The 25,030-nt window shown below is 46.7% G+C and carries 27 protein-coding genes; 5 read left to right on the forward strand and 22 right to left on the reverse strand.

Features of this window, described 5'->3' with window-relative positions; all coding sequences use genetic code 11:
• Nucleotides 1–219 precede the first annotated feature (219 nt).
• From QMA41_RS11340 to QMA41_RS11350, 3 genes are all read right to left on the reverse strand, one after another.
• Entirely contained in the window at nt 220–774 is a 555-nt protein-coding gene (locus tag QMA41_RS11340) for a hypothetical protein (protein ID WP_281629686.1), read from the reverse strand.
• A 197-nt stretch (nt 775–971) separates the two neighbouring features.
• Nucleotides 972–2,504: a hypothetical protein gene (locus QMA41_RS11345; protein ID WP_229629425.1), complete on the reverse strand. Its 1,533-nt coding sequence runs from the start codon at nt 2,502–2,504 to the stop codon at nt 972–974.
• Nucleotides 2,505–2,514: 10 nt separating this feature from the next.
• Entirely contained in the window at nt 2,515–2,670 is a 156-nt protein-coding gene (locus QMA41_RS11350; RefSeq protein WP_172853652.1) for a hypothetical protein, read from the reverse strand.
• Between the two features lie 393 nt (nt 2,671–3,063).
• Between QMA41_RS11350 and QMA41_RS11355 the strand changes: the two genes are divergently transcribed.
• Complete coding sequence (locus QMA41_RS11355) at nt 3,064–5,046, forward strand: hypothetical protein (protein WP_281629687.1); 1,983 nt, start codon at nt 3,064–3,066, stop codon at nt 5,044–5,046.
• 186 nt (nt 5,047–5,232) lie between these two features.
• Entirely contained in the window at nt 5,233–6,147 is a 915-nt protein-coding gene (locus QMA41_RS11360) for an SDR family NAD(P)-dependent oxidoreductase (RefSeq protein WP_281629688.1), read from the forward strand.
• 36 nt (nt 6,148–6,183) lie between these two features.
• Here QMA41_RS11360 and QMA41_RS11365 read toward each other — a convergent pair whose 3' ends face one another.
• From QMA41_RS11365 to QMA41_RS11390, 6 genes are all read right to left on the reverse strand, one after another.
• Nucleotides 6,184–6,777 (reverse strand): hypothetical protein, encoded by a 594-nt coding sequence (locus QMA41_RS11365; protein ID WP_038157170.1) that lies wholly within the window; start codon nt 6,775–6,777, stop codon nt 6,184–6,186.
• 102 nt (nt 6,778–6,879) lie between these two features.
• Nucleotides 6,880–7,731: a hypothetical protein gene (locus QMA41_RS11370; protein WP_038157172.1), complete on the reverse strand. Its 852-nt coding sequence runs from the start codon at nt 7,729–7,731 to the stop codon at nt 6,880–6,882.
• 21 nt (nt 7,732–7,752) lie between these two features.
• Nucleotides 7,753–8,460: a hypothetical protein gene (locus QMA41_RS11375; protein ID WP_045987409.1), complete on the reverse strand. Its 708-nt coding sequence runs from the start codon at nt 8,458–8,460 to the stop codon at nt 7,753–7,755.
• A gap of 84 nt (nt 8,461–8,544) precedes the next feature.
• The gene (locus QMA41_RS11380) at nt 8,545–9,330 is read right to left on the reverse strand and encodes a hypothetical protein (protein ID WP_281629689.1); all 786 of its coding nucleotides are present in this window, start codon (nt 9,328–9,330) and stop codon (nt 8,545–8,547) included.
• Between the two features lie 48 nt (nt 9,331–9,378).
• On the reverse strand, nt 9,379–9,678 hold the full coding sequence (locus QMA41_RS11385; RefSeq protein ID WP_064486938.1) for a hypothetical protein: 300 nt from the start codon (nt 9,676–9,678) through the stop codon (nt 9,379–9,381).
• Nucleotides 9,679–9,698: 20 nt separating this feature from the next.
• Nucleotides 9,699–10,121 (reverse strand): hypothetical protein, encoded by a 423-nt coding sequence (locus QMA41_RS11390; RefSeq protein WP_281629690.1) that lies wholly within the window; start codon nt 10,119–10,121, stop codon nt 9,699–9,701.
• Nucleotides 10,122–10,273: 152 nt separating this feature from the next.
• On the opposite strand from QMA41_RS11390, the gene QMA41_RS11395 reads away from it, so the two are divergent.
• Nucleotides 10,274–10,585, forward strand: coding sequence for a hypothetical protein (locus QMA41_RS11395; protein WP_281629691.1), 312 nt, complete (start codon nt 10,274–10,276; stop codon nt 10,583–10,585).
• On the opposite strand, the gene QMA41_RS11400 is transcribed toward QMA41_RS11395, so the two are convergent.
• The 7 genes from QMA41_RS11400 to QMA41_RS11430 form a co-directional block, all read right to left on the reverse strand.
• Complete coding sequence (locus QMA41_RS11400; RefSeq protein ID WP_019277209.1) at nt 10,497–11,459, reverse strand: hypothetical protein; 963 nt, start codon at nt 11,457–11,459, stop codon at nt 10,497–10,499. The genes QMA41_RS11395 and QMA41_RS11400 overlap by 89 nt on opposite strands.
• Nucleotides 11,460–11,475: 16 nt before the next feature.
• Nucleotides 11,476–12,252 carry a lamin tail domain-containing protein gene (locus tag QMA41_RS11405; RefSeq protein WP_019277208.1) on the reverse strand — a complete coding sequence of 259 codons (777 nt, stop codon included), beginning with the start codon at nt 12,250–12,252 and terminating at the stop codon, nt 11,476–11,478.
• Nucleotides 12,253–12,356: 104 nt separating this feature from the next.
• Nucleotides 12,357–14,435: a hypothetical protein gene (locus QMA41_RS11410; protein WP_281629692.1), complete on the reverse strand. Its 2,079-nt coding sequence runs from the start codon at nt 14,433–14,435 to the stop codon at nt 12,357–12,359.
• Complete coding sequence (locus QMA41_RS11415) at nt 14,432–15,055, reverse strand: hypothetical protein (protein ID WP_021456124.1); 624 nt, start codon at nt 15,053–15,055, stop codon at nt 14,432–14,434. Before QMA41_RS11415 ends, QMA41_RS11410 begins: the two co-directional genes overlap by 4 nt.
• A complete protein-coding gene (locus QMA41_RS11420) occupies nt 15,052–16,608 on the reverse strand; it encodes a transporter substrate-binding domain-containing protein (RefSeq protein WP_281629693.1) in 1,557 nt (518 codons plus the stop codon). The genes QMA41_RS11415 and QMA41_RS11420 overlap by 4 nt, the downstream gene beginning before the upstream one ends.
• A complete protein-coding gene (locus QMA41_RS11425) occupies nt 16,605–17,390 on the reverse strand; it encodes a class I SAM-dependent methyltransferase (RefSeq protein ID WP_040122274.1) in 786 nt (261 codons plus the stop codon). The genes QMA41_RS11420 and QMA41_RS11425 overlap by 4 nt, the downstream gene beginning before the upstream one ends.
• A gap of 58 nt (nt 17,391–17,448) precedes the next feature.
• Nucleotides 17,449–18,339, reverse strand: a complete 891-nt coding sequence (locus QMA41_RS11430; RefSeq protein ID WP_281629694.1) for an N-acetylmuramidase family protein — start codon at nt 18,337–18,339, stop codon at nt 17,449–17,451.
• Nucleotides 18,340–18,595: 256 nt separating this feature from the next.
• Between QMA41_RS11430 and QMA41_RS11435 the strand changes: the two genes are divergently transcribed.
• Entirely contained in the window at nt 18,596–18,841 is a 246-nt protein-coding gene (locus tag QMA41_RS11435) for a DUF465 domain-containing protein (protein WP_006960152.1), read from the forward strand.
• Nucleotides 18,842–18,955: 114 nt separating this feature from the next.
• Nucleotides 18,956–19,852, forward strand: a complete 897-nt coding sequence (locus tag QMA41_RS11440; RefSeq protein WP_281629695.1) for a LysR family transcriptional regulator — start codon at nt 18,956–18,958, stop codon at nt 19,850–19,852.
• Here QMA41_RS11440 and QMA41_RS11445 read toward each other — a convergent pair.
• From QMA41_RS11445 to QMA41_RS11470, 6 genes are all read right to left on the reverse strand, one after another.
• Entirely contained in the window at nt 19,849–20,649 is an 801-nt protein-coding gene (locus QMA41_RS11445; RefSeq protein WP_281629696.1) for an SDR family NAD(P)-dependent oxidoreductase, read from the reverse strand. The genes QMA41_RS11440 and QMA41_RS11445 overlap by 4 nt on opposite strands.
• Before the next feature lie 27 nt (nt 20,650–20,676).
• A complete protein-coding gene (locus QMA41_RS11450) occupies nt 20,677–20,982 on the reverse strand; it encodes a DUF1330 domain-containing protein (protein ID WP_043010878.1) in 306 nt (101 codons plus the stop codon).
• Nucleotides 20,983–21,198: 216 nt separating this feature from the next.
• Nucleotides 21,199–21,984 (reverse strand): HAD-IIB family hydrolase, encoded by a 786-nt coding sequence (locus QMA41_RS11455; protein ID WP_281629697.1) that lies wholly within the window; start codon nt 21,982–21,984, stop codon nt 21,199–21,201.
• 33 nt (nt 21,985–22,017) lie between these two features.
• Nucleotides 22,018–23,301, reverse strand: coding sequence for a TRAP transporter large permease (locus QMA41_RS11460; RefSeq protein ID WP_006960159.1), 1,284 nt, complete (start codon nt 23,299–23,301; stop codon nt 22,018–22,020).
• A 9-nt stretch (nt 23,302–23,310) separates the two neighbouring features.
• Nucleotides 23,311–23,775 carry a TRAP transporter small permease gene (locus QMA41_RS11465; RefSeq protein WP_019277198.1) on the reverse strand — a complete coding sequence of 155 codons (465 nt, stop codon included), beginning with the start codon at nt 23,773–23,775 and terminating at the stop codon, nt 23,311–23,313.
• Nucleotides 23,776–23,876: 101 nt separating this feature from the next.
• Nucleotides 23,877–24,893 (reverse strand): C4-dicarboxylate TRAP transporter substrate-binding protein, encoded by a 1,017-nt coding sequence (locus QMA41_RS11470; protein WP_006960162.1) that lies wholly within the window; start codon nt 24,891–24,893, stop codon nt 23,877–23,879.
• Nucleotides 24,894–25,030 lie beyond the last annotated feature (137 nt).

Below are 25,030 nucleotides of genomic sequence, written 5' to 3' on the forward strand. Positions count from 1 at the left end.
AGAATGACTTGTGAATACCGTGTAGAGTTTGGATTGAAATTCGAAAGGTAGGAAAGTGAATGCGGATTTTAGACTTAGTTTTCATTGTTTGGTTGAGCTTTTTAACGCTTTATCAGTTCAATACATTGTTCCAGCTGCTTGTTGATGGTTGGTTATAGAGAAAGCCCATAGAGATCAGTCCCTATGGGCTTTTACTTTATAAGTGGCTTATCAAGTCTTCTACAACACTCTCAAACATTGCTCTGGCGGAAGACTGAGCAGCGTATTCGCAAAGTGAATCTTTTCATTGCGCCACTGAAGCCCAGCTTCTGGGCTTTCCTTGGACTTTCTGTCTGCCTCAAAATAGCTGTGTCTTGGTAAACCATCGGCAGGTGTCATGACCATGGACTGCTCATTGACGCGCATCGTAAACAAGAATTGGCCTCGTTGACCCGATTGAGCGCCTGGATGATGCAAGGTGGTGTCGCAGCAATAGCGTTTATCGCGCAGTGCTCGGCAAGTGTATTCAAAAGCATCCTGTGTGCCACGACCGGGGAAGGCCGTGTAGATACTGATACCATCTCGCTGCAATACTTCACTCCCTGCGCCGAGCTGAACCGCGTATTGAACCAACCTGAAACCTAATACCAATCCACCGATACTGTTGATACCGCTGTATTGAATAGCTCCCGCTAAATCTAGGCATAGACGATCATCGTTTTCATAAAGGTAAAGTTCCGGTGAAGCCCACTCGCTTTGAGGAATTAGCAGTTCAGTGATGTCTGGTTGATTCATGTTGGCCTCCGCCGTTAGCTTGATATCATCAGAGCAATAATTTATACGAATGAAAATCATTATCAATAAGTAAATAGCAAAAAGTTTGGCTTTGATTAAATTTAAGTCCAGCGCAGGAAAGGTAAGAAAAGTCGTCTTGTAGGAAGAAGGAAAGCCCATAATGGTTTATGGGCTTGGAGCGAACCATAAAGAAAGAACTAAACTCTCAGTTTACCTGCGAGAGTACTGATAGCAGCGTCTTTTCTACACGTCATGATTTCGACAAACTTGTGCGGTTTTTGCTCCACCAAGTGGAAGATGGTAATCAGTGCTAGGCGCACCTGAGCATCATTGTGGTGATCTTTATTGTGAATCAAATCGGCTACTTCTAATAGTTTCTGTGCCTGAGATTTGTCACCATCGCTCACACCTGTTTTTCTCGCTACCCATTTAAATCCACTGTAAGCAGAAATAAGCAGACCGAATGGCGTGACTTTGAATGAGTAGCGCACGGCCGCCCAATCAATATTGTCGATTGCCAAGATGATGGATGCCATAACAGGATCGTCGTCTTTGAGCTTGAGCGTCTCTTTGCCATGTTGCTTGAGATCGTATAGAAGCAGCTGTTTGGCCATGTACACATTGAAATCGACCGTTGCGGTTAACGGAGTCAGCAAGTTTCCGCCGAAATGGAGGCCCAACGCTGTTCCGCCTTTACTGGCAATCTGGCCTAGTGCAAACCACAAAATACTGCGGGCATTATCTTTTAGTGTTGATGGAATACTGGTGATTTTATTAGTGAACCATTCCAGCCAGGTTTCTTCGCTGGTCTGACGTTGAGTTGCCTTAATTAAATCAAGCATTGGGTTTACTTGAGTAATGAGTGTATCTATCGAATGGAAGCCTGCGAGTGGCATTTTCTCAAATGGAATTGAGACAAAATGGATTGATTCAGGCGCCTTGATTTCAGGTGTCGGAAAATCAAGCTTTTTCGTGATGACTTCCAGTTGTTTCTCAAAGAATTTGACGAAATCATCCTTGCTCGCGGGGGTGTCGCTACCAAATAATCCGCTACATACTACATAAGGTGCTTCCGCAGTGCTGGTGACATCATGTGTGTCATATTTGATTTTCTGCCACAAAAAGTTCATCGCTGTGATGGTTTGCGGAGAGTATTCGTTGCAGAACAGGTTAAAGGAATCTGAGCTGATTAGCTGCATTAACCAATCGGCATAGTTTGTGGAAGCGGGGTTAGTATCAAGGATATCTTTCGGGAGCTTTTTAGGATATTCCGATATCTCGGTTTTAATGCCATTGAAGCTGGTCTTGAGATCGGCATACAAAGCTTGAGCCATCGCGGTAGCATTGGATTTCTCTAAAACAAGAGGGGAAACAAGGCTGGGGCATAGTTTACTTGCTTTGGCTAGGTGGACTTGAGCGCCACTCAAGCTCTTAACGGATTCTTTCGAGCTTGAGTTGATAAGCGAATCCAAGAAGGAGGAGTGTGTACTCACATTTTTGTCGGCGAGTAAATCTGACAGCACAGTCTGCATATGAGCTAAAACAGTCGGAAAGTCCTGATATAGGAAGTACACGAAGTCGCCGCTACTGAGCAGTGAATGCGTCCAATCTCGGTACTGAACTTTCTCAGGTATCGTGTCTACGTCCATTTTTCTCATTCCATTTTCCCAATCCCCTCGGCTTTTGAGGATTGAAGCCAAATGCTTACATGCTCTATTTCTAATGGTCATCACGGGCTCCTTACTGTTCTTCAGAGTTAATGTTTTCTAACTCTGTGAGTTGCTGCCACAGATACTCATCCATAGCTTGTTGTTGGCTGGTTGTGAGAGGGGCACTCTCGTTGTCAGTTGAGCTGCCTGAAGCCCCCTGTCTTAACGGGTTAGTGTTGGTTGGCATTGTTGTCACTCCAATTAGGTTGAATGGCTGGACGAAGCGTCCAAGGCGTGGAATTTCAAAAAACGTCAAATGTTGTGCTGACGAATCACACATGAAGTGGTTCAACTATATGAATCTACCGGTGGATTCACTCAGGCTTAGCTGTGATCTTCTCGGGGGATGTAATGCTGAGTTGAGAAATGGAAGCGATTCGCTGACTTATGAAACCAACAAAACTCGTCATTGGTTCGCCTAGATTTCACATCGGTTCGCCAAAGTATTGGAGCCATCGCATCGCTAGAGTGGAGGAAGCCGTGCGTCTTCATAACCGCTCAACATTTGAGACGTGATTAGTCAATAAACTTCACGTAGAGGCGCGCTTCCAACCTTTAGTTCAGTAAACAGGAATCTAAGATGCCAATTAATGCCATTCAGCAAAAAGCGCGTGAAATCAAGCGTCGTGTCGATAGTGAAATTACCGAGAAGTTTCTTGAAGTTGTTGCAGCACCTACGGAAGCTGCCGCGTTAAGGGCCGATGCAGCGCTGCGTACGAAAGCAGGTCTCAACACCAATAACATTTATTACCATTACCTGAAGGGTGGGGCTGCGTTAACCAAGTTAGATACTGGTGGACACCCAACGAGTGACTGGGATTTTCAGGTGATGCCGGATTTGGCCACTTACACCAAGTGGGCGACGGGTGCCAATCCAAACGCAGAGCTTGATACTGTCCATGATGCAATGATTGAAGTGCTAGAGGATGCCGCGCAAGCTCTGATAGCGGGTGTAGGTCCAAATGATGTCACCGTGGGCATGAACACAACAATGAATAACTGGCTAACTGGAGAGTTGTTGGGAATTATTGAAAATGTGGTCAGAGAAGAGACTGGGCTCGTCGGGCCAATAACTGTGGCGTATCGGGATAACCAAAGTCGATGCTACCAAGTCGGTCGCGATATGCGTTATCTGCCTGAATGGGATATGCGCAACCATCGTTTGTTCAATAACAACACTCAGAGAATTGAATTTGGCCTTGGTGATACGGTTTCACACGCGATGACCAATAATATCAGTGGTTTAGTTTATCAGGCCCAGTGTACTCCAACCATCTATGTTAACCATACGATTCCCGGCTTCTTGCTTTACCGTTTAGCCATTGTTTATGACTTCAGGATCACGCATGGCGGTAATACTGAGGATATTCGATTTAAATCTGAAGTTGTCGATTTATCGACACCGCGTATGGGTAACCCTGAATCCTATATTTCAGCTAAGGATGAAGTGACGGTGTTGCACGATGACCAGAACGGCGATTTTAAGATCCCGGGTTGGCGCTATATGCTGTTTGAAAACCTACTGCTTATTGGTGAGATTGAATTAGGGGTGAGTGGTAGCCCACATAAAGAAGCAAAGAGAAAGAAACGGGCAGCTGCTGCCATGTATGCCATTGCTGGTTTGAACAACAACCGAGCGAATCTTAAAGCACTTGGAAACGCGGCAACCATTCAAGAAATTCCCAACCAGCAAAACGGTACACATCGAAGAGGTATCATTCCGCAGGTAAAATATGACCTGCTTGGTAAAGTGAATCACTTTGCGGCTTCAGTCAATGAGCAAGGGCCGAGCGGTGATGTGATTGGTCACATCAATAAAGCAGTAGAAGGGAATTATGACTTAGCGATTACAGGGTCTGGTTTGCAGCTCACCGCGGCTTGTGATCAAAGTAACGTGAATAAGCTAATGAAGAACCTGCCTAATCTCAAAGCCTGCATTCTTAACCCTTTAACTTTCTCTCAAGTCAACACCGCACTATCTATACTACTCAAGCCAAAATCGAAAAAGGTCAATCCAAACGATAAATTTAAAGTGGTTAACGATGCTTTGTTAAGTGCTTGGTTGCAACTTGGCAGTAAGGACTTCTTTAAGAATGTGGATTTCCCTCTGGGGCTAGTCAATCTTACCGTTAATACTAATGCGTATAACGATATTAAAGGTCGAGCTGTCGATCTGAAGAGCAAAAAGTTTGGTACTACCAATATCCATAATGTTCGATTGATTGAAACAGATGACTCGAAAGAGATTCTGGTCAGTTTTAATAGCCAGATACAACAAGGTATGAACCAACGAGTATTGAACCAGAATAACCGGGCTCATACGACTTACATCTGCTTTACTCTTGATGATGAGTTGGATGGGAACAACCCTTCTAACAGGTATTACGAAGCGGTAGGTGATCAGAACAACGGGCCGTGGGCAGCGTTGGATTCATGTGTGCCGTATAAGCTCAAATCTTCCAATTGTGAGGACTTGCTGGGTATCTATTTGCAAACGATCATGCTGGTTCAAGTGCGCTATCCACTGATGGAGCTGTATCGTCAATTGAAAGCAAGAACCTAGTCGATGTAAGGAAACAAAAATCCGCCATTAACGGCGGATTTTTTGTTTGTGCAGGAGAGGGGAGTTAAATTGAAATCACCTCAAAGAGCGCAAGAAATATCAAAAACGGCTTCATCTGAGTTGATAAAGTTTCACCATCAAAACGGCGCATTAGCCGCAACAATAGTCGAAATTTAGAGGTGAAACATGGTGAAGAGTGTATTAATTACCGGCGCGAATGCAGGTTTAGGTAAAGAAACAGCGAGACAGCTAGCGGCCAATCAAAACATAGAGAAGATCTATCTAGGATGCCGCAATTACACTAAAGCTCTGATTGCCAAGCGAGAGCTGGAGGAGCAAACCGGAAGAGCTATATTTGATATTGTGGATATCGACGTTTCTGATCTTGCATCAGTTAACGCTGCGGTTGAAGCCCTATCGGAAGCGGTTGACGCACTGGTGATGAATGCGGGTGGCACAGGTGGCGCACGTTTCTATGAGCGAAACAGCGCTGGCGTAACCCAAATCGTTGCGGTGAATTTACTCGGTCATGTGGCGCTGACGAACGGTCTGCTAAAAGCCAATAAACTCAACAAGGTCGCATTGTATGCCGGCTCTGAAGCGGCACGTGGTGTGAAGTCCATGGGAATGAAACGCCCCGAACTAAAAAATTCATCAGTTCAGGAATTCGCTGACATTTGTGAAGGGCGATTATACAACCATCAAAAAGACGCGACGGTCCCTTACGGGCCTGTGAAGTACATGGCGGCGCTTTGGATGTCGTCCATCGCTCGTGAGTATCCTCAAATCCGCTTTGTGACCATGAGCCCAGGCGCGACAACAGGTACGGAAGGCTTTGATACTCTTAGCCCAATGCGTCAGTACATGATGAAGGGAATGATGCAGGTCATGTTGATGTTGGGAAAAGTGCATAAATTGGAAGTGGGTGCACAGCGCTTTGTGGATGGGCTGCTGGATGACAAATTCAAGAGTGGCGCTTTCTATGCCAGTGAGTCTGGGTTAACGGGTCCACTGGGCGAGCAGAGTAAGTTGTTCAAGGATCTTGCAAACGTTCATATTCAAAATAATGCGCGTGCCGCGATTGAAAGCTACATAGCGTGATAACCATGATGTTGGGAGCGGGACTAATGTCCCGCCTCAAAATGCAGCCAGCAGAAAACGTGGCTCCCCTTCTTTTTTCATATGACTGAGCCGCGCAATCTGAGTGCTGCCCGTTAAGCTGGTATCAAGCACATACGCACACTGAGTGTTGTTATCCAATGGCTCGAAATGCTTGATGTCTTCGCCACTGAAGCTTCCCCATAATCCGACCAGCAGCATCACTTCATCTTCGGGTAAAGACTTACGTAAGGATGCGACACGTTTGGTATCGTCATAGAGTTTGTTGCGATCTTTTTTTGACGCTAATTCGTCCTGATGCAGAACGTGAAATTCAAACCAAAGGTTTTTACCCGGCGTTGAAATACGCAGATCCGCTTTTGACGCGTAGCGTTTGTCGCAAGGTTCGACGGAAGCCGATTTGCTAACAAATTTGAGGTACTCGTCATTATGACTGTAGGGGGAGGCGAAATGGATATCCTCGATATCTGAAGATTGAGCCAGCGACAGGCTGAGATCGAGCGTGAGCCAGGAATGTACAAAAGGCTTTGCCTGAGGCATGGCGATGACCTGATTCGCTTTGCTGAAATCGTGCTGACCGGCGAGATGGCTGAGTAGTGATTGCTGAATCATAAGGTTTCTCCGAAAGAGCGATGCGTTCAGAGTATCAATCGAAGTGGGCAGAAACTCGGGCTAAGCCAGCATAGAATAGGGGATGCTGGCGTTAGGTTGGGGTTATGCGTTCTCTAGCCATAGCTGTGCATCATCCAATTCATGTAGATACACTCTGCTCTGGCTGGCATGGTTAGCAAGGTTGTAATCGTTCAATAGTTCTGGACGAAAAGCTGTGCCCAAAGACAGACATTGAACTTGCTGAGTGGGGGAAAAATAACTGAGCTGCTCAGACAAAATATCGGAAAGCTCAGGCTCTTCAATTCCCCCTTCAAAGCATGACCACAATGCTTTGATGACCGGATACATAGGTTTGCTTTGCTGCCTTGAATCGGTACTTTTGGCATAACCCGATTGCCATTGAAAAGTCGTACCAAACAAAAAGCAGCGGATGGTATGCATGAGTAGCCAGTAATCGTGCTGAACATCCGCTCCATTCGGTTTGGCGACTCTCATGTACTGGTACAGTGCAGCAACAAATTTGCTGGTGGCGAGGCTATCTGCATTGGTCATTGCCAATAAGATGGCACGATTGATCTTGCCAGCGTATTTCTCCTCAGGTGTTGGCTGCTTGGGTGGTCGATTGACCTCTCTTGGCTCATGAGAGTAATGGTAGTGACCGGAAATACCGTGTTGTCCGAGTCTGGAACCTCGTTCATTCAGTGCACCACCATTGAGCCAGTCTACATGGCTGAGAGGGTTAATCGGGCGTATCGACATGGGTTTACCAGCTTGTGAGTGTTGTGACCATTCAGGTAAATCTGATGAGCTTTCACAAGCGGGCGGTTCCTCTTGCACTGGGGAGGAAAGAGCCAGATAAGCCAGTTGGTACGCCAGCCGTTGGGCGAGGCCGGGCTCTGCTCCGGCCATTAATGCGGCGCTGAAGGCCGCATAATACATTTGGTCTGATCGCATTAAGAGTCCTCCCGGTCGGGATTATTCAGTGGGTGCGCTAAGGGCTTTCACGTTGCTGTTAAACTGCGGCAGCGTTTCGACAAAGCGATTGATGACCTGTTCTGCGACGGACTCTTTGACGGAAGGTTCACTGATGTAGGTATCCACTTCTGAGCGAATATGCCCACCGTTTAACGCATCACGATCTCTTTGGTTGACGATGGCATTCACGGCCTGAGCAAAAGCAAACCCATCCGTTTTACTGTAAATACGGTGCTGGCTTCCTGTGTTGCCCGACTCTGGGTAGCGAGGGGCTGCATAAGACACCATGTAAGGCTGGGTATTTGGATCGTTACCGATCAGCTCTTCACACGAGAAGAGAACGAAGTCTGTAGAGCGGTAGTTATCCATGACCTGATTGCAAATAGGCAGGTCAGCTTCGATGGCTAAGTTGTAATCGCAGAAGAAGACATCGACACCTGGGATCAGGCTGGAGATCATAGTATCAAACGCGTTTTGGACGCCTTCAGGCAGTTCATCTTGCTCTGGAACCTGACTGTAGTTCTGTGATTTCACCGAGTATGAGTTTCGCCAGCGGGCTAGGAGTTGTTTCCCTTTGTGCCCGTCTCGATACTTATAAGCGACTTTGTAGCCGCTATCAAAATAATCTTCAACGTCAGGCTGGTCAGTCAGGAATGCGAAGGTACGTCCGTCAGAAGCTTCGCAAAGGCGAAATAGTAGTTGTCTCATTGGTTTCTCCTGTTGAGTAGTTACCTCCGCAGAATAGGTTTTTCAGGCACTACATACTTGGTGCAATAGTTCACTCTTTTGGGGTTATTGACGATCCGTTGCACGCATGCAGGAACGCACGCCTGTGAGCCAGCGAAGATTCGGTTGTCGAGACGCGCTTTGAGGCTTTGAGTGAGCTGAGCTCTCCACGGTTTGTCTTTTATTTTCAGCATGTTGAAAGCCATGCTTATCTTCTTCTGGTATTGCAGGTTCCAGTTTATGATCTGATGCGCCATTAGCCACAAACTTAAATTGATACGGGTAATTTGAATGGCCCTGATAGCTTGAAGGCTGAGACCAGCTGATTTTGGTTGTTTGAGTCTTGGCTTTGGGCTTGGAATCGTCCTGCGAGACAGCGTGTGATTCGAGCCTGCGGCGTTCACTACCAGATTTTGGGCGCACGGGCTCGGATGGCTTTTTTAGATGGTCGACAGGTTCTTTTTCATGGTTGGCATCGCTAGGCACCTCTGGTTTCTCTTCCGAGCTGGCCGTAAACACACTTTTAGGCATGCTGGTCAGGCAGCGCGCCAGATCCTGCACATAGCTTTGATAAGGGTTAAAGCTGGCGTCAAATTCTGCCAGTTTGCTTTCGGTGTTGGTCGTGCTTGTTACTTCTGCCGTTTCTTGCATGAGTGGTTCTTTTGTTGAAGATGAATCTTGGTTAGCCTGGGAAACGGGTGGTGTATTTTCCGATTCTTCCGGTGACGAAAAAACGGACTCTTCCTGCACAGTCGCTTCTACCGGTTGAGTTTTGTTAGCTTTGCGATAGCGGGATTTGAGTCGGTAGCCACGAGGAACCCATACGACTCTGCGGCGTCGATATTTGCCCATGCTTCCCCCTTATGAGCAAGATTGGCGGGAAGCTCCCGCCCGGAACAGTTACACCAGCGTATCGACTAGTGTGCTAAAGGTTTTATTAACGATTTTCTGCACTTCAGATTTTGCGCTGATTTGCCACGTCAGCATTTCGGCTTCAGCGATTTGCTTTTCACGTAATATCTCAAGCTCAAAATCTTCATTGGTTAACTCGCCGTTGTTTCTAGCTTCTATCAGCTCTTGCAAGGTGGCCTTTTGCTTATCCAGTGTGACTGTCAGCGCACTGGTCAGCAGGTTCTTAATTGGTGAGTCTTCAATTTGGCTAGTAATTTGTTCGATGATGTTATCTATGCTTTCTGTCATCTTTCTGCTCCTTGAATGAATTATTGTTTGGCGAGTTCACCACGAATTAATGCATCAATAAGCCGCTTGTACTGATCTAAACGACGCTTGATGAGAAAATCTGACAGGGTTTGCTTTTGCTGATGAGTTTTCATGTCCTGCTGCCAGAATTGCTCCAGTGTTTGAGCCTGCTTTAAGGTCTCTTGGTTTTGCTCTCGCCTTGCCTGCCTGCGCTCCAATCCACGCACGCTCACATCGATTTTGAGGTACTGTTCAGTGAATCTCGCGTAGAGGCGTTCGCTTTCTGGTAGCGCCTGCATACTCAGGTAGAGGTATTCGATATCGCGTTCGATACTTTGTGCCTGCTGAACGGTTTGGGGATCGTAGGGAGCCACCAAGCGCAACGTACAGCCACTCAGTAATATCAAACAGGCGGCGAGCCAGCCGAGGTAACGAGTTTTCATTGTGTGTCCTTATTTTTCGGGTTTCACTCCATGATGACTTGAAAAGAGGGTGAGTAGCTCAGGCTAATTGGCTGAATAATTGGGTTATTTGGCCGTGATTATTTCTTGTTGAGTGATAAGTTAAAAGCAGGAGAAGTCAGCAAGGAAATGCTATGTCGGATTTAATCGATGCGCTTAAACTGGTCAAAAAAGCCTACAAGCCGAAATTGCAAAAACTGAAGATGACGCCAGATCAAGTGAAGCAGAAGGTCAAAGTACACCAGAAAGTCACCGGTGTACTTCAAGGAATGGATAAGCTGGAATCACTCCAGAAAGAGTCTCTCGAACTGGTCGCTAAGTTGGTCAAAACGTTTGTTGAGCAAGCTCCGACGATGGCTAATCAGGCGCTCGCCCCGTTGAAGAAGCCTCAGGAGCAGAGTCAGGCTGACGACGAATCCCATCAATCAGACGATCAAGCAAAGTAAATAACACCTCAATGCTATAGCCTGCGATAAAGGCCAGCGCCATTGGAGACAGTGCCATGTCGCCCATTTCCGGCTTGAGTAACCATCCGGTTATCATTCCCGCTAAACAGCCCAGTGTGAGGCGCAGTCGGTAGCCGACTTCTCTGCTGGCGGTATACGTAAGAGTACGCACCTGTTGCAGCAGGCTTCGCAGGACAAAGATAAACGCACCAAGCAGGCCATACATCAGCGGAAGAATGTAGTTTTGTAGCATTTGCAATACCGACTGAGCGGCGATCAGGTTAGCGGAATATTCAACGGGTGAGTCTTCATTGGCAGTCCTTTCGGCATCCAATGGTATGTTACGTCCACCTAGCCAGATGTGATTCCAGTTTCGCAGCAACTGGTAATTGGCCTCCATATCTGGGGGCATAGGAGAATTGAGGGCGTCCGTTGACCCCACAGAGGTGAGAAGGTTTTGCGTCAGTGCGTAGCCAAACAAGTAGTACATCTGCACAATGAGCAGGAAAATCAGGGTTAAAACGGTGTAGCGCCGATACCAGGTGATCACCCTTGAAGCGCCCGGTAATTCAAGCTTGCCATCTTTAGTGTCGGGCACAACGGCTTTGATGCTCTCGACTGTCACTGGGTACACCTGTTTGGCTAAACGGTCGTAACATTGCAGCAGCAAAGTTTCATCTTCTACGCTCCAGTGCCGAGTATCAATGCGATATTTGGCGCGATATATTCCCTGGGCAATCTCTGGGTCAATAGTGAGATCACCGTGGCGAGCAACGTATTGCAGCAACTGAATACCTTCACGGATCAGTTGTTGTAAATCAGACTCAGGGATCGATTCGTGAGTCCGCGATTTTACTAATGAGTCACTCGCCAACGGCTATCTCCTTTGATTAATAGTTGTAACTGGAGACTTCTCTGTCCTGATAATCAATCAGTTTGCAGCCGCCGCCGTCGTTGTTCCAAAGCGCTGTAGGGCTGTTAAAGCTGTACTCGTTATCTTCAAGTGACGCTTTATTGGTAAAAACGCGTAAGGAAGTGAGCGGCGCCAACTGAGTGTCTTCAGGAAACACAAAGCAATTGTCATTGAGCAGTGCTTCCAAACGCCACTGGCTAAGGTCGACCGTATACTCTGACGTGTTGTGAATCTCGACGTACTCATCGCCTTCGCTGCGGAACTCTTTACCGTCATAATTGACGTGGCTGATGATGGCATGAGGGTGAGCTTTATCGCCATAAATGAAGCTTGAAACCGTTTGGCCGTGGTGGTTGACCAAAGTGCCAAGGTCGCCTCGATTATTCCACACGGGTTGATTGGAACCAAAACTGTGCTCCGACTTACCTGATGTATCAATTTTGATGTACTCAAACGGCGACAGGAAGGTATGTTCTGGGAAGATATATTGCTGATCTGGCGAACCTGCCTGTATGTGCCAGCCACTAATGTCTGCAGTCATATCGCCACGATTTCTAATCGTGATCGACTCGTCCAGAGGTGAGGTGGTCCCTTTAAAGTCTAGAGATGAAATCTCTACCTGACTAAGCACTTGAAGCTGGTTAAGTTGTTGCCAACACTCGTCCATCTCCTCTTTAGATAGCTTTTCTGGAGACGCTATTTGGTTGAGGATCTTAAGCACTTCCTGTTGAATGTATTGGGTATTCACTGACACGTGTCACTCCTTGTTGATTGAGGCATTTAACGTGTCCAATGTAGCGAAATCCCCGAAAGATACTCGGGGATTTCTGACCAGAATTGCCGCTAATCGACGCTCGGTTATTTTTCGATAAACAGCAGGGTAATAATCAGCGAAAGCATAAGGAGTAGTGGCCAGTACCACTGTTTAACCCTCAGCCCTTGTTGATATTCCAATGCGTGAATTTTCATCTCCGTGGTGTACGCCAGAGCACCGATGGAGGTGAAAATAATCTGCAGGTAAGCGAGGAAATAGAAGTATTCGATAAAGATAACGCCCTGAGCATTCAGCTCTTCACGAAGTGCGACATGCGCAATGACCAAGATGAAAAATAACGAAGCACAATATTGGAGAACGGTGGCAGTGTTAAAGCCCCACAGCGCTTGCTGCTTTTCGTCCTTGGTCCAAAGAAGCAACATACAATAAGTAAGAAAGCTCACGACCAGCAGTGGCATGATATGGCTGATCAAAGGCCCCGTAATACTCCTTTGTATGACCATGTTGTACTTCAAATTGACGGTTTGATGGCCATTGTAGAGCTTGTCAGTTTGATAGCTAAAGTAACTTTGTAGTAGTTTCCAGCTGCCAAAATCATGTTCAGCCATTCTGATACCGGGTAAGTCTTCGGGTCGCATGGAAGGGTAGCTGTCAAACTCTGGTACCAGCATCAGGTAACCTGAGTCTGGCCGCGGGATCATCGTCAGCTCAATGACTTCACGATCGAACGGAAAAGACTCGTAATCAAAAGGCTGTTTGATGAGAGCGACAAATTGCCACAGCTGGAATCCTTCGCTTTCCCGAATCAGAGACCAAGAGGTATTCAGGGAATTATTGATGTGCAGTGGTGGCTCATCGGTTGCCTGATCTGAGGTGATGATTTTACCGACAATACTGACCTGATCCGCCTCGACCAAATCAAGTGACTCAACGGTTAAGTTTATTTGATGAATGTGCTCCGAAGAGGCTTTTTTCCCCGGTGGATATTGGGCTTGCCAAGCGAGGTACGCGCTTTCTTCATTGACCAACAGAGCTTCGCCTTTGCTGAGTGGTTTAGGTGCTAAAGCCTGATACCAAAGCAGGAGCAGGTATGACAATAGGCACAGTGATAATACAGTAAACAGGCGTCTTAATTTGGCACGTGACGCATCTGGAAAACGCAGCGAAGCGACAAAAATGATTAAACCAGCAATACTGAGAAACCAAATCAGGTCGTGATACCCAGCGTGAGACGTGGTTGATGTCCTGAGCTCATCTGCATCAATAATGAGTCCAAGCTGAGCGTCGAGTCCTTCGATATTACTCAGTACCATCCACTCCTCACGACCAGTGACCGGATGAGAAAAAGTGGATAGATCCCCCTTAGTCAGCTGCTCCGAGATAGAAGCAAGCAGCGGGTACTCGGCAGGGTCTAAGCTGTATATGTCTTTGCCAAGAACCGACTTGTTCGGGTAGGCCAATATCTGACCTGTGCGTGAAATCAGCATGCCAAAGCCTTGGCTACCAAGATCTAGATTCAAGACTTGCTTGGTCAGGCTATTGAGCGAGAAGTTGAGGAAGACGATACCGTCAAAGCCATTATTCATCTGCCCGTCATAATTGGACTCAAAGGGCACGATGAATTCAGCCAGCCAGGTATTGGCCGTGGTGCCGAAATACGGCTCCATCCACATACTGCCCTTTGACATTGGCTGATGAAACCAAAAAGTCCGCGGACCGTTGTTCATCCTGTCTGGCAAGGTGTAGTCGTAACGCTCAGAAATCTGCTGGCTTTGGCGATTGTCTCCGTTTCTCTGAAAGTAGGGTGAATACAAAGGATTGGCAGGATCCGAATAACGGTTCTTACGAAAGGCCACACCACCTCGGTGCGCTCCTTGGGTTGTCATCACTGATTGAGTGATCAAGTGGCGCAGTTCTTTATCATCGCGTTGCTTTTGGTTGATTGCCGCCGCTAACAGTTCCGTTTTCTGCGATAACTCCGCTAAGCGCTTGTTGATGGCTTGAGTCGCGGCTTGGCTTTGTTCGACCAAGTGATGGCGAATGTCAGTATCAATATCTGCGTGTAACTGGTAAAGCGTGATAGTGATAAAGGCCGCAACAGACCAGATAAGCGCTGCAATCCAGCGCAAATGGTAATACTGAAGTTCGGAAGGTTTGATCATGATTCGTCCCCCGCTTCAACGTGCCGATTTTGGCGCTTTTCGGTGAGCGTGATAAAGGTCTTCAAAAAGCTCTGACATAAAGCGCCGCTGACGATGAAAAAGCAAGCCACCATGGTGTAAATCGGCAATATCGCATCGGCTTGGCCAGAAGACGCAATGTATGAGTTTGCCGTTGCCAGTATTTCATCCACACCGATGGCTGATGCTGTGGTGGAGGCCATTAAGATAACTAGAAAGAACTGATTCACTGCTGATAGCGAGAAGGACTTACCGCTGGTACGTTTTTGTGTGGCTAAATCACAGCTGTAACCCATGACAGGGATCGCCAGAGCGATAATGGCTTTACCTAGTGCGGGTACGTACATTTCAAAGCCCATCATTTCCCAGCGTGAGGGGACGATCAGCGCAAGATAAAACAGCATCACGAAACTGGGGACATTACAAAGTAAAGACTGAGCCCCTTTCGCCAGCCACTTGATTGGTGTTTGAGTGTGATTGGTTCCGCGACTCAGCAGAGCTCCGACAGGAAAACCTATCGTCATCGCTGATATAGCAATAAGAATATTGAGGCTGAAGGAGTAGGTAAGCGACAGCCATAAAGTCATGTCCGATAAAATCATTGCAACGCTCCTTTGTTGTTGATGTCGGGCGATGTTTGTCTTTTCAGATAATCGGAATAGCGGGTGAACAGCTTGCCGACGAGATAGGCAAACAGCAGTACTTCAAGGTAATAAAAAAGAGCCAGAAGTGTCATGAGCAGAACGGGGTAGCCTGAACTGGATACTAAGGTGTTGACCACCAGAACCGCATTGGGCGAAGCAATAACACTCGCCATGCCGGCAGCTTTAGCAAGGTTGACCAAGTTAGCTTTGACCCCAGCACTGTGATGAAGATAGCTTTGAGTTAAGGAAAGCGGTGACGTCACATCTGCGGTCACTAGGTTGTTGATACCAGAGGCGGTGTACAGCGCCAGTACCAGCCAGGCAACACTGGCTCCGCTTAATAGCCAGTGCTGACCATGCTCGTTCCAAAAAGACAGCGCGCCGAAGTAAATCAGGTAGAGCATCAAAATAGGTGGAATTGAGCTTTGCAGGTGAGTGAGAAATGCGATGGGTTTGGCGACCCAGTTTTTACTACTCATCGTCATTTGAGTAAAGCCTAACGCCAGCGCGATGGCGGTTAGGATTGAAATCACAGTAAACAGAGCAGTGTGAAGCATCGATTGAATAAGTCGCTCGGTATCGAACTGGTCAAAAGGCCAAAACTGTTGGTCCCCTTGTTGCCCTAGTGATATGACGGTATCAAAGCAGAGCTTTTTCTTGCTGACCTTGTCGCTATCTGCCTGACACACGGCATCGCCATTCTCATCTACTGAGTTCCAGTTTTTATGTTGCTGAGCAAGGTAATCCTGTTCTGGCAACTGCCACTGTTGGGCGAGACTCTTCAGACGACCATCTCTGATACGGCTAGCGATAAAACGGGACAGCCAGTTCGCTAAAGATTGCGATGCAGTATCTTTACGAGTCACCATCGACCAATGGATTGGCATGATGGTCTCCACATCAACGCTATAGTCACTCCACTCCTTTTGGTTTGATAAGTGGAACAGAATGCCACTGTCATAGGCCCATGCCCGACATTTGTTGGTCAATAGCGCCAGTTTTGAATCTCGGTTACTCATCAGAATGATTGGTTTGATGCGATAGTTCTGTACCAGCGACTTATTGAAATACGCTCCAGCGGTCAGGCAGACCGGCTTGCCGATTAAGTCAGTCCACTTTTCGACGGTGTTCGATTTGTGAGTCAGGGCGGTAACACCACTGCGGAAATAGTGGGGTGTGATCATACGGACACGCTGTCGACGTTGCATGGAGTCACCGACAGTCGCAATCAGCATATCTACTTGCCCTTCGTTAAGCTTTTGAAAACGGTTGGCACTAGTGACGGTTTTGAATTCCACTTCTGCATTGAGCGCATGGCCGATCATTTGCGCCAAGTCGGGTTCAAAACCAGCAGGTTGATTGTTGCTGTCCAGCATTCCCCAAGGTGGGTAATCGGCTTTAACGCCGATTACAATCCGTCCAGATTGTTTAATTTTGCTCAGTAAATCTTGCGCCTGAACGCTGGGTAACAATAGACAACAACTTATAAGGAGGGTAAAGAAACGAATCATGCACGCCTCCTTGCGACCACCAGTAAGCCGTAACCCAGCGAAGCGGGTAGGAGATTGCACAGCAGGTTATCTAAGAAGGCCATGGCGGAGTTCTGGATGACAAAACGCTCGGGAAAAATGCTTTCTGCAGTGACTTTTTCGATATCAAACCCTGCTTCAATCAGTTCTGCTCTGATCTCGTTTACAGTGTAAAGATGATAGAAAAGAGGTATTTTTCGACCTGATTGATAGCGTTGGTACTGAATATCTCCGGGCAAGTTTTGTTGATTTCTCTGTCGCCATTGCAGTGTGAGAAAACGCCGTCGCCGATTGGGCACGGATAAGATCAGTGATCCATCGGGTTTCATGTGTTTGTAAAACCATTTCAGTAGGTTAGCTCGATCTTTCTGCTCTCGAATGTGGCTCATGACACCGAAAAGTAGCATGCCTAGCTGGAATTTCTCATCTCGGTCTTCAACGTGTTGATGAAGCTGGTTTTGGTCACTGAACCAGTCGACACGCTCGGAGAATGGTTGTGTTGCTTGCTTCGCTTGTTGGACGGCGATTTCACTGATATCAAAGCCATAGAGATGTAAGTTGGTCTGTTTGAGTATTGGATAGCTGTAGCGGCCGTTTCCGCACCCATAGTCCAGTGCTAATGAGTCCTGAGCGAGAAATTGCGCATGCTGAAAGAGCGTGTTTAGAACTCGGATATTGGCTTTTGGATAGCGAGAGGTATACAGGCCGATGCGATAATAATCGTCGTAGGATTGGGCGATAGTTGTAGATTGGACGTTGTTCATGAATAGACTCCTTTCTTCGCCTGAATGAATGCTGCGCAGGTCGCCCTGCGCAAGCCGTTTAAGCTGAGTGAGTCTGGTAGGCGGACTCCAGTCTTTCGTCATAGCGGTTTTCCGCGTAGCCAGGGCCGTTGTAGTAACGGGCGAAGGTCGGCCAGTCGAGTGCTTGAATTGCCTCGTGCAGTTTTGAGTTTGATTTGATGAAATTCACAAAAGCCATCAGGTGGTGACGCTCAGCAAAGAACATGTCGCGAACGAAGGTTTCGACATCGTCATAACCCGCAGCCTGATGGTTAAAGCCCATGATTTGGTAACGGCCGAAGGAAGCAGATTTCAGAGCGGCGGTTCTATCCAAGTCGATAGCTTGTTTCAGGCGGTCATACTCTTTTTCACCACCTACATAGAGTGAGCGATCCCATTTTGGGGAAGAAATATTAGGGTGTGAGTCATCAAATTGATGGCCACTGTATTTGGAGAACTGGTGCGCTTCGAACAAGATGCAAGGCGCGCCAGACTCAAAGAAACCACTGCCTGATGATTCAACATCTGAGACGGCTTTAATCGCGGCAACTTCACAGCCAAGGGAGTCAGCTGCATCATTGTAGTCATCGTCAGTCAGTCCTTTGATAGGTTCAATCGCTGGCAAGAATAACGAGCTCAGCGCACTTTGACTTGCGCTCAGTTCTTTGTTGAGTGTGCGGTGGCTTTTACCATTAGCATCGATTCGGCTATCAGGATTATGAAAACCCAGAATAGTTTTCTGCATAGTGGCGATTGCCTGACATGTTGGCGATTGGCCAAGCTCTGAGCTGATGATGCCATCTTCTTTCAGTGGTGTGCTCAAGCCAATTTTGTCGCTCAATTGATTAAGGGCTTTTTGCACGTTGAGCACATCATCAGGTGTGTTGTCCGCGCCAATTCCAACCGACGAGGATAGGGTGAGTTCTTTCATGTTTGACTCCATGTATTCTGGTTTGATTGATCCCTACAAACGCTACTGGAATAGAGGTGTGACTAATTGGGCAGAGTCAGGGAATTTTCGGCGCGACCGATGAACAAAGGGTTTAAGAAGGAAAAGTTAAGATTTCGTCAGAATTAGATCTCAGAGTGAAGTTGTCGATTTGGATCTCAAATATGGACACATAATGGTGCTATGTTTGTATGAAATTTAACCAGTAAAATCCACCAAGATGAACAAAGGGGTTGTTATGCTAGGTGAAGATCACTCTCTATTAAGCGAATTCCCGCAATACAAAGATACCATTCGTGCATTGGCCAAAATGGATGACAGTTTTCTGTCTGAGATGAAGTCCTATGACTCGTTGGATAAAGAAATCCGCAAGCTTGAACTGATGGATTCTCCACTCAGCGATGAAGAAATGCATAAGATGAAACATGATCGCGCAGTGATGAAGGATGTCCTTCATAAACGTTTGGTGAGCGCGCATCAGTAAGTGGATAACTATCGGTGCTAGGGCGCGTGGTCGCCCTTTTTTTATGTTAGTAAATCAGCTATATCTGTTTGATAGTAAGTGGACTTTAACCTTGAAGTAACTCATCAGGTAATCATGAATATTGATCATTTAAAGCTATTTGTTCGTCTCGCCTCAACTCATAACATCAGTATGGCTGGTCAGGAACTAGGGTTATCTCCAGCAGTAGCAAGCTCACATATCAGTAAACTGGAAAAAGCTCTTGGTGTCCGTCTTGTGCACAGGACCACACGAAAAGTGTCACTCACACAAGAAGGTGAAGCGTTTTTGCCCCATGCTGAGGATGTTTTGGGGAGTGTTGATATGGCTAAAAGTGCTGTCGGTGCAGGGAGTATTACCCCAACAGGTACCTTGAGAGTGACTGCGCCAGCGTCATTTGGTCGATTGCACCTTACACCAGCGTTAAAAGGATTTATGCAGCGATACCCCGAGATCATGATTGACCTGAGGTTTTCTGACTCCGTTATCGATTTGATTGACGGTGGCTTCGATATCGCTATTCGCAACGCTGAATTGAAGGATTCTACATTAGTTGCGAGGAGGTTAGCTAACGACAAACGTGTATTGTGCGCTTCACCGACTTACATTTCTGAAAATGGAACACCACAACACCCTGAAGAGCTTAATAAACACCAGTGTTTGATTCTATCAGGGTTGGACCACTGGTCTTTCAGGTCATCTGCTGGCCCAATGGCAATCAAAGCGCGTGGACGGCTGAGAACTGATAACGGCGACGTAATGAGGGATGCAACTGTCGCTGGATTAGGAATTTCTATTAACTCAACGTGGAGTGTTTACCAACACTTGAAGTCTGGGCAACTGGTAGAAGTTCTAGAGCACTATCCTCTAATATCTGACACCGCAATCTGGGCGGTGTACCCGAGCTCAAGGCAAGTAGCGCCAAAAGTTCGGGCATTTATCGACTATCTGGTTGAATATTACGGTGAACCTACCTACTGGGACAAATATTAGTTATCTAATATTGAATCTAGTGTATTAATTATCGTTGCAATTTTCTCTGTATTCATGGCATCCGGGTGTGGATTGGAAAACGATTCGATGTCGTTGTCATAGTAACACCCATGAGCGTTAGCAAATTCATCTGAGAGTGCTGCTCGCACCAGAATTTCAGCACCAAGGCGGATGTCTCCCCCTGCAATTCCGTAGGCTTCTTTGACCATTTTACTGCCAAGTAGCGATTTTGGGTTTACTGATACAATCATAGGGCCTGATTGTTTATTCTGTGCGCCTAAATAGTGGGACCACATGGTAAGTGCCAGTTTGCTTTGTGCATAAGCTTCACCATCACCAACTTTTACATTTCCTTTTAAGGCGTCTAGTTTGACTGGTGCTTGCGCAGCAGAAGATAGGTTGACCACCCGAGATGTTGATGACATTGAAGGCAGCAGCTGTTTGGTTAATAGGTACGGAGCGAGTGTGTTGACGGCAAATCGGACGTCTAACCCCGCTTCAGTTGTTGGTTCACTGGTAGCATACACGCCAGCATTGTTGATCAGCACATCTAAGTTTCCGAACCTCTCAGTGATTTCAGATACCATTGAACGGACGGAATTGAGATTAGAGAGGTCACAGATTACTGTATTCACGGCGTAACCATCTTTCAGGCTGGCTAGCCGATCTTTGACGTTCTCTGCCTTGCTCTCACTGCGGCCATGAACAATAACATGATGTCCGAGCTGAACCAGAGACTTTGCTGTTTCAAAACCAATGCCATCTGTCGCACCAGTAATTAGTATCACTTTCTTCATTTGTAATGTATCCGTTGCAAGTTGAATTCATGCAAGATCGTCTTTTGCCTCAATTAATGCATGATGACTGACGGAGCCAGCTTTACGAGCTTCAAGGTGAGGTACGTATTCCGGATCGTTCATAAAGTCTAGTGCAGCCTGACGTGAAGGCCATTGGATAATAATACGCAACGCTGGGTCTGTAGCATCTCCTTCCAGGCGCTCATGACTGTCCGTTCGAGCGAGATATTTTCCTCCATACTGAGCCACCAGCTTGTTCGCAGGCCCAATATAGTCTGGTATCCAGTCCTGAACGGTTGGTGTAACTTCTAGAACAGAATAATAAGCGGACATCATCTTTCTCCTAATCGTTGTTTTGTTGCCTGATGTAAAGCTTACTATTCATAAAAAGAATGATAATCCCTAAATTAATGGAATGAGTTTTTAGATTTGGTTGAAAATCGAATACGCTAGCCGTTTGATTTAAAACATTCTAGATAGAATTAAAAAGCGCTGACATCAGGTCAGCGCTTTTGGTTTGTTTCGGCATTATTGGCTTTTGATATTTAGCTATTTTATAGCGAGCAGTTTTTGTGTGAATTCTGCAAAACCGTAGCCACCTGGCTGCGTCATTAGGACTGAAGGGTGAAACGTCAAGCGATCCCAATAGTGCTTAATATTCGCGACCCCAACACTGTTTGGCATAATTTCAAACATGTGCTGGTCGTTCATTGAGTCACCGACATAACAGGCACGCGTTGTGATCTCTTGGCTAGACAGGCCTTTCTCGGTAAGGAATGCCGTGGCTGTCGCTTTTTTCGAGTGCTCGCCATACCATGCATTGATGTGAATCGAGCTGGCGGTGGCGTGGGCACCCAAAGCATGAATCTTAGCGACAATTTCTTCGATCACGGCTTCGTCTACACGGGGGCGGTTCTGGCCGATATCAATCGCCACTTCACATAAACGATAAGATTGATCCAGCGTTAGTGACAAATCTGGGTAGTCACGAAGGATGTCTTCAACCTGCTCTTTTAGCTTTGTTTGGTCGTCGCGGATAGCTTCAAGAGGAACACCAGATCGTAGGGTAAGATATCCATCCTTCTTTTCCATAATAAACGCGCCGTTTTCACCTAATACGGCATCCACAGGCCAAAGCTGGGCAATATGGTCACACCACCCCGCACAAGCGCCAGTTACAGCGACTACCTTCTTGCCTGAGTCTCTTAATTTTTGTAGCGCGATTAAGGTCTCTGGCGGCAAACGGCCTTCCCAAGTCAGGGTGTCATCGACATCCGTCAGTACCCAGTCGACCTGTTTCCAGTTTTGGTTTAAATCATTCGTCACCGAATTCATTTCTACACCTCAAAATTCTTTCAATACATCGTGTTAAAGTAAATTCGGCAAAAACATCACTAAGCTTTCTGAGAAAGTCAGCAGCATCAACACCGTCAGTAGCGCCAACAGTAGTGGCGCCACTTCTCGTACAAAATCAACCATACGTACCTTTAGGATGGAACATACGGTGAACATCATTGAACCAAATGGCGGTGTCACACCCCCAATCATGATATTTACAATGACAATGATGCCGAAGTGAACTGGGTTGACGCCCAAGTTCAGTACGGCTGGCAGTAGCAATGGCGTGAGGATGATCATCGCCGCGCCACCTTCAATAAACATCCCTACGACCAACAGCAGAGCGTTAATGAGTAGCAGCAATACCAGTTTGTTGTCTGTCAGTTCAATCAGCGCTGAGGCCACATTGTGTGGGATTTGCTCCAGCGTCATATAGTAACCAAACACCATGGCACCAATAATGATGAACATGACGCTACTGGTACCTTGAACCGTTTCACGCATGATCATTGGAATGTGTTTGAAGCCAAGCTCGCGATACACAAATGCGCCAATGATGATACAGAGCAGAACCGCAATCGCACCTGCTTCTGTCGGTGTAAACAAACCAAAGCGCATCCCCAAAATGATGCCGAAAGGAATCAGTAATGCAGGCACGGCTTTCAGGAAGTAATGGAAACGCTCTTTTGCTGTTGCAGGCTCCGAACGAGATGGCTTGTACTTACGTTTGCGGGCGATAAACGCGATGGTCAGCATCAGGGAAGCCGCCATTAGAAGCGCAGGTACATAACCCGCAATAAACATCTGGTGAACAGAAACATTGGCGAGCAACGCAAAAATGATCAGGTTGATACCCGGCGGAATCACCGGGCTGATGCTTGAAGAAGCTGCGGTTACCGCTGCGGTAAAGGGTAGGTCATAACCGCGTTTGGTCATTTCTGGCGCCAGTATTTTCGACTGCATCGCAGCATCAGCGTTAGCAGAGCCTGAGATGCCGCCCATCAATGTGCTTAATGCTACGTTAACCTGCGCCAGGCCACCTGTTTTGTGACCAATCATAGAGTCAGCAAAGGCCAGCAAGCTTCGGCTGATCCCAGCGTAGTTCATGACCGAACCGACCATAATGAAAAACGGTATCGCTAACAGTGGAAAAGATTCAGCGGAGCTGATGAAACGCTGCATAACCAAGCTCACTGGAATCGAATCATTGATGAATAAGAAGTAGACCATCGATGAGGCGATCAGTGAAAAAGCAATGGGAATATTGAGCAGAAAAAGGACAAATAGAATGATGATTGGCAGATAGCTTTCCATCGACAGAACCTATTTATGTGAACGCTTAAGTAACGCGACGTCATCCACAATGAACTTCACTGTGTGAATAGCCATAAGAACAAAACAAAGCACCAGTACGCCGTTAATGGCGAAGTACGACAGGCCCATTACAGGCGTGACTTTGTTAGAAAGCATCAGGTATTGATAGCTCAGAATCGCCATCAAGATATTGAGGGCCAGTAAGAACACGGACACACCGAGCTTAAATGCAGGTTTCGCTTTGCTTGGCAGCATAGCGACCATGACGTCGACGCCCATATGCAGCTTATGCTTGTAACAAGAGCTGATACCTAAGTACACCGCCCAGATAAAGCAGATTACAGACAGCTCTTCGCTCCAAGGGACGACAAAGCCAAACCCGTAACGTAAAACCACGTTCACAATCACAACCAGTACCGTGATTGAAATAGCAATCGAAGCGAGGATCTCTTCAATATTTCTTAGTAAAAACAAAAAATCTTCTCCGGCAAACTACCTATTAACCATAGATAATTTACGAACAATGCGGCCTGAAAAACATCAAGCCGCATCTAGGTTAGTTAGTGTTTTGTGAGTTATTGAGCTGCACGAATCGTTTCTAGCTCTTGCATGATCTTAGCGTGGATGCCTTCGCTCCATTCAGGGAACTGGTTGTAGACATCAGCCGTTAGCTGGTTGAACTCTTCAGAGTTGACTTCGTTAAACGTTACGCCGAGTTCTTCCAGCTTTTGAGTGTATTCCGTATCAAGCTTGACCAGCTCAGAAGTGTTTGAAATCGCGCCCGCTTCCAGTTCTTCGTTAATGATTTGCTGCTGCTCTGGAGTGAACTTGTCCCATAGCTTAGGAGAGATGTAGATGCCGACTGTGCCAAGGAAGTGCTTGGTGAGTGACATGTTCTTCGCAACTTCATAGATCTTAGTCGAGTACATCGTCAGAATAGAACCTTCCAGACCGTCAACCACACCTTGCTGAACACCCGCGTAAGTTTCTGGGAATGGCAGAGAAGCTGGTGCTGCGCCCATCGCAGATAGCGTGCTAATGAACAGTTGGCTCTGTGGTACGCGAATACGCATGCCTTTCATATCTGCAGAGTTCACGATCTCTTTGTTGGTGATCATGTGGCGGAAGCCGAACATGTAATCTGCATTCAGTACTTTAATGCCTTTTTCTTCTGCTTTCGCTTTTAGCCCAGCGACAAACTCTGTGTCCATCATTGCTAGGTATTCATCGTACGTGTTGTAAAGCATCGGTCCAGCAAGCGCCGCGAAGTCTGGCACGTAGTCACCTAGGTAGGTTAAATCTTCGACCGCGATCCAGTTTGCACCGTTCACAACCTGCTCTAGGTTATCTTTGTATACAGGTAGCTGCCCGCCTGGGAATACTTTGATGTTCACTGAACCGTCAGTACGTTCACGAATTTTGTCTGTCGCTTTAATGAGCTCCTTAGTCAGTAACTCATTTTGCGTAAATACCAGGCTCATGTTGATGTTGATTGGATCAGCAGTCGCCTCAGCTTCAGGCTTTTTCGATTCACCACAACCTACTAAAAGTAGCGCTGCCGCTGTAATTACCGCACCTAATAGCTTTTTCATTTGTCAGTACCTTATTGATGGCTGTTTTATAAAAATTAGAGAGTGATATGTAATATTTGTAGAGTATGCGAGTGAATTATTACACTCATATGAACATTATCATTATTAATATGAACATATTTTGAATGAGATCTCAC

The organism is Vibrio sp. St2 (genome assembly GCF_947311885.1).
GTDB lineage: Bacteria > Pseudomonadota > Gammaproteobacteria > Enterobacterales > Vibrionaceae > Vibrio > Vibrio coralliilyticus.

Coding starts and splice junctions, on each gene's coding strand:
- QMA41_RS11460 (WP_006960159.1), bottom strand. CDS start 23,301: ATGGAAAGCTATCTGCCAATCATCATTCTATTTGTCCTTTTTCTGCTC.
- QMA41_RS11350 (WP_172853652.1), bottom strand. CDS start 2,670: ATGCCAACCAACACTAACCCGTTAAGACAGGGGGCTTCAGGCAGCTCA.
- QMA41_RS11390 (WP_281629690.1), bottom strand. CDS start 10,121: ATGAAAACTCGTTACCTCGGCTGGCTCGCCGCCTGTTTGATATTACTG.
- QMA41_RS11375 (WP_045987409.1), bottom strand. CDS start 8,460: ATGAGACAACTACTATTTCGCCTTTGCGAAGCTTCTGACGGACGTACC.
- QMA41_RS11370 (WP_038157172.1), bottom strand. CDS start 7,731: ATGCGATCAGACCAAATGTATTATGCGGCCTTCAGCGCCGCATTAATG.
- QMA41_RS11440 (WP_281629695.1), top strand. CDS start 18,956: ATGAATATTGATCATTTAAAGCTATTTGTTCGTCTCGCCTCAACTCAT.
- QMA41_RS11450 (WP_043010878.1), bottom strand. CDS start 20,982: ATGTCCGCTTATTATTCTGTTCTAGAAGTTACACCAACCGTTCAGGAC.
- QMA41_RS11425 (WP_040122274.1), bottom strand. CDS start 17,390: ATGAACAACGTCCAATCTACAACTATCGCCCAATCCTACGACGATTAT.
- QMA41_RS11355 (WP_281629687.1), top strand. CDS start 3,064: ATGCCAATTAATGCCATTCAGCAAAAAGCGCGTGAAATCAAGCGTCGT.
- QMA41_RS11430 (WP_281629694.1), bottom strand. CDS start 18,339: ATGAAAGAACTCACCCTATCCTCGTCGGTTGGAATTGGCGCGGACAAC.
- QMA41_RS11445 (WP_281629696.1), bottom strand. CDS start 20,649: ATGAAGAAAGTGATACTAATTACTGGTGCGACAGATGGCATTGGTTTT.
- QMA41_RS11420 (WP_281629693.1), bottom strand. CDS start 16,608: ATGATTCGTTTCTTTACCCTCCTTATAAGTTGTTGTCTATTGTTACCC.
- QMA41_RS11380 (WP_281629689.1), bottom strand. CDS start 9,330: ATGGGCAAATATCGACGCCGCAGAGTCGTATGGGTTCCTCGTGGCTAC.
- QMA41_RS11365 (WP_038157170.1), bottom strand. CDS start 6,777: ATGATTCAGCAATCACTACTCAGCCATCTCGCCGGTCAGCACGATTTC.
- QMA41_RS11435 (WP_006960152.1), top strand. CDS start 18,596: ATGCTAGGTGAAGATCACTCTCTATTAAGCGAATTCCCGCAATACAAA.
- QMA41_RS11455 (WP_281629697.1), bottom strand. CDS start 21,984: ATGAATTCGGTGACGAATGATTTAAACCAAAACTGGAAACAGGTCGAC.
- QMA41_RS11340 (WP_281629686.1), bottom strand. CDS start 774: ATGAATCAACCAGACATCACTGAACTGCTAATTCCTCAAAGCGAGTGG.
- QMA41_RS11410 (WP_281629692.1), bottom strand. CDS start 14,435: ATGATCAAACCTTCCGAACTTCAGTATTACCATTTGCGCTGGATTGCA.
- QMA41_RS11360 (WP_281629688.1), top strand. CDS start 5,233: ATGGTGAAGAGTGTATTAATTACCGGCGCGAATGCAGGTTTAGGTAAA.
- QMA41_RS11385 (WP_064486938.1), bottom strand. CDS start 9,678: ATGACAGAAAGCATAGATAACATCATCGAACAAATTACTAGCCAAATT.
- QMA41_RS11395 (WP_281629691.1), top strand. CDS start 10,274: ATGTCGGATTTAATCGATGCGCTTAAACTGGTCAAAAAAGCCTACAAG.
- QMA41_RS11415 (WP_021456124.1), bottom strand. CDS start 15,055: ATGATTTTATCGGACATGACTTTATGGCTGTCGCTTACCTACTCCTTC.
- QMA41_RS11470 (WP_006960162.1), bottom strand. CDS start 24,893: ATGAAAAAGCTATTAGGTGCGGTAATTACAGCGGCAGCGCTACTTTTA.
- QMA41_RS11345 (WP_229629425.1), bottom strand. CDS start 2,504: ATGACCATTAGAAATAGAGCATGTAAGCATTTGGCTTCAATCCTCAAA.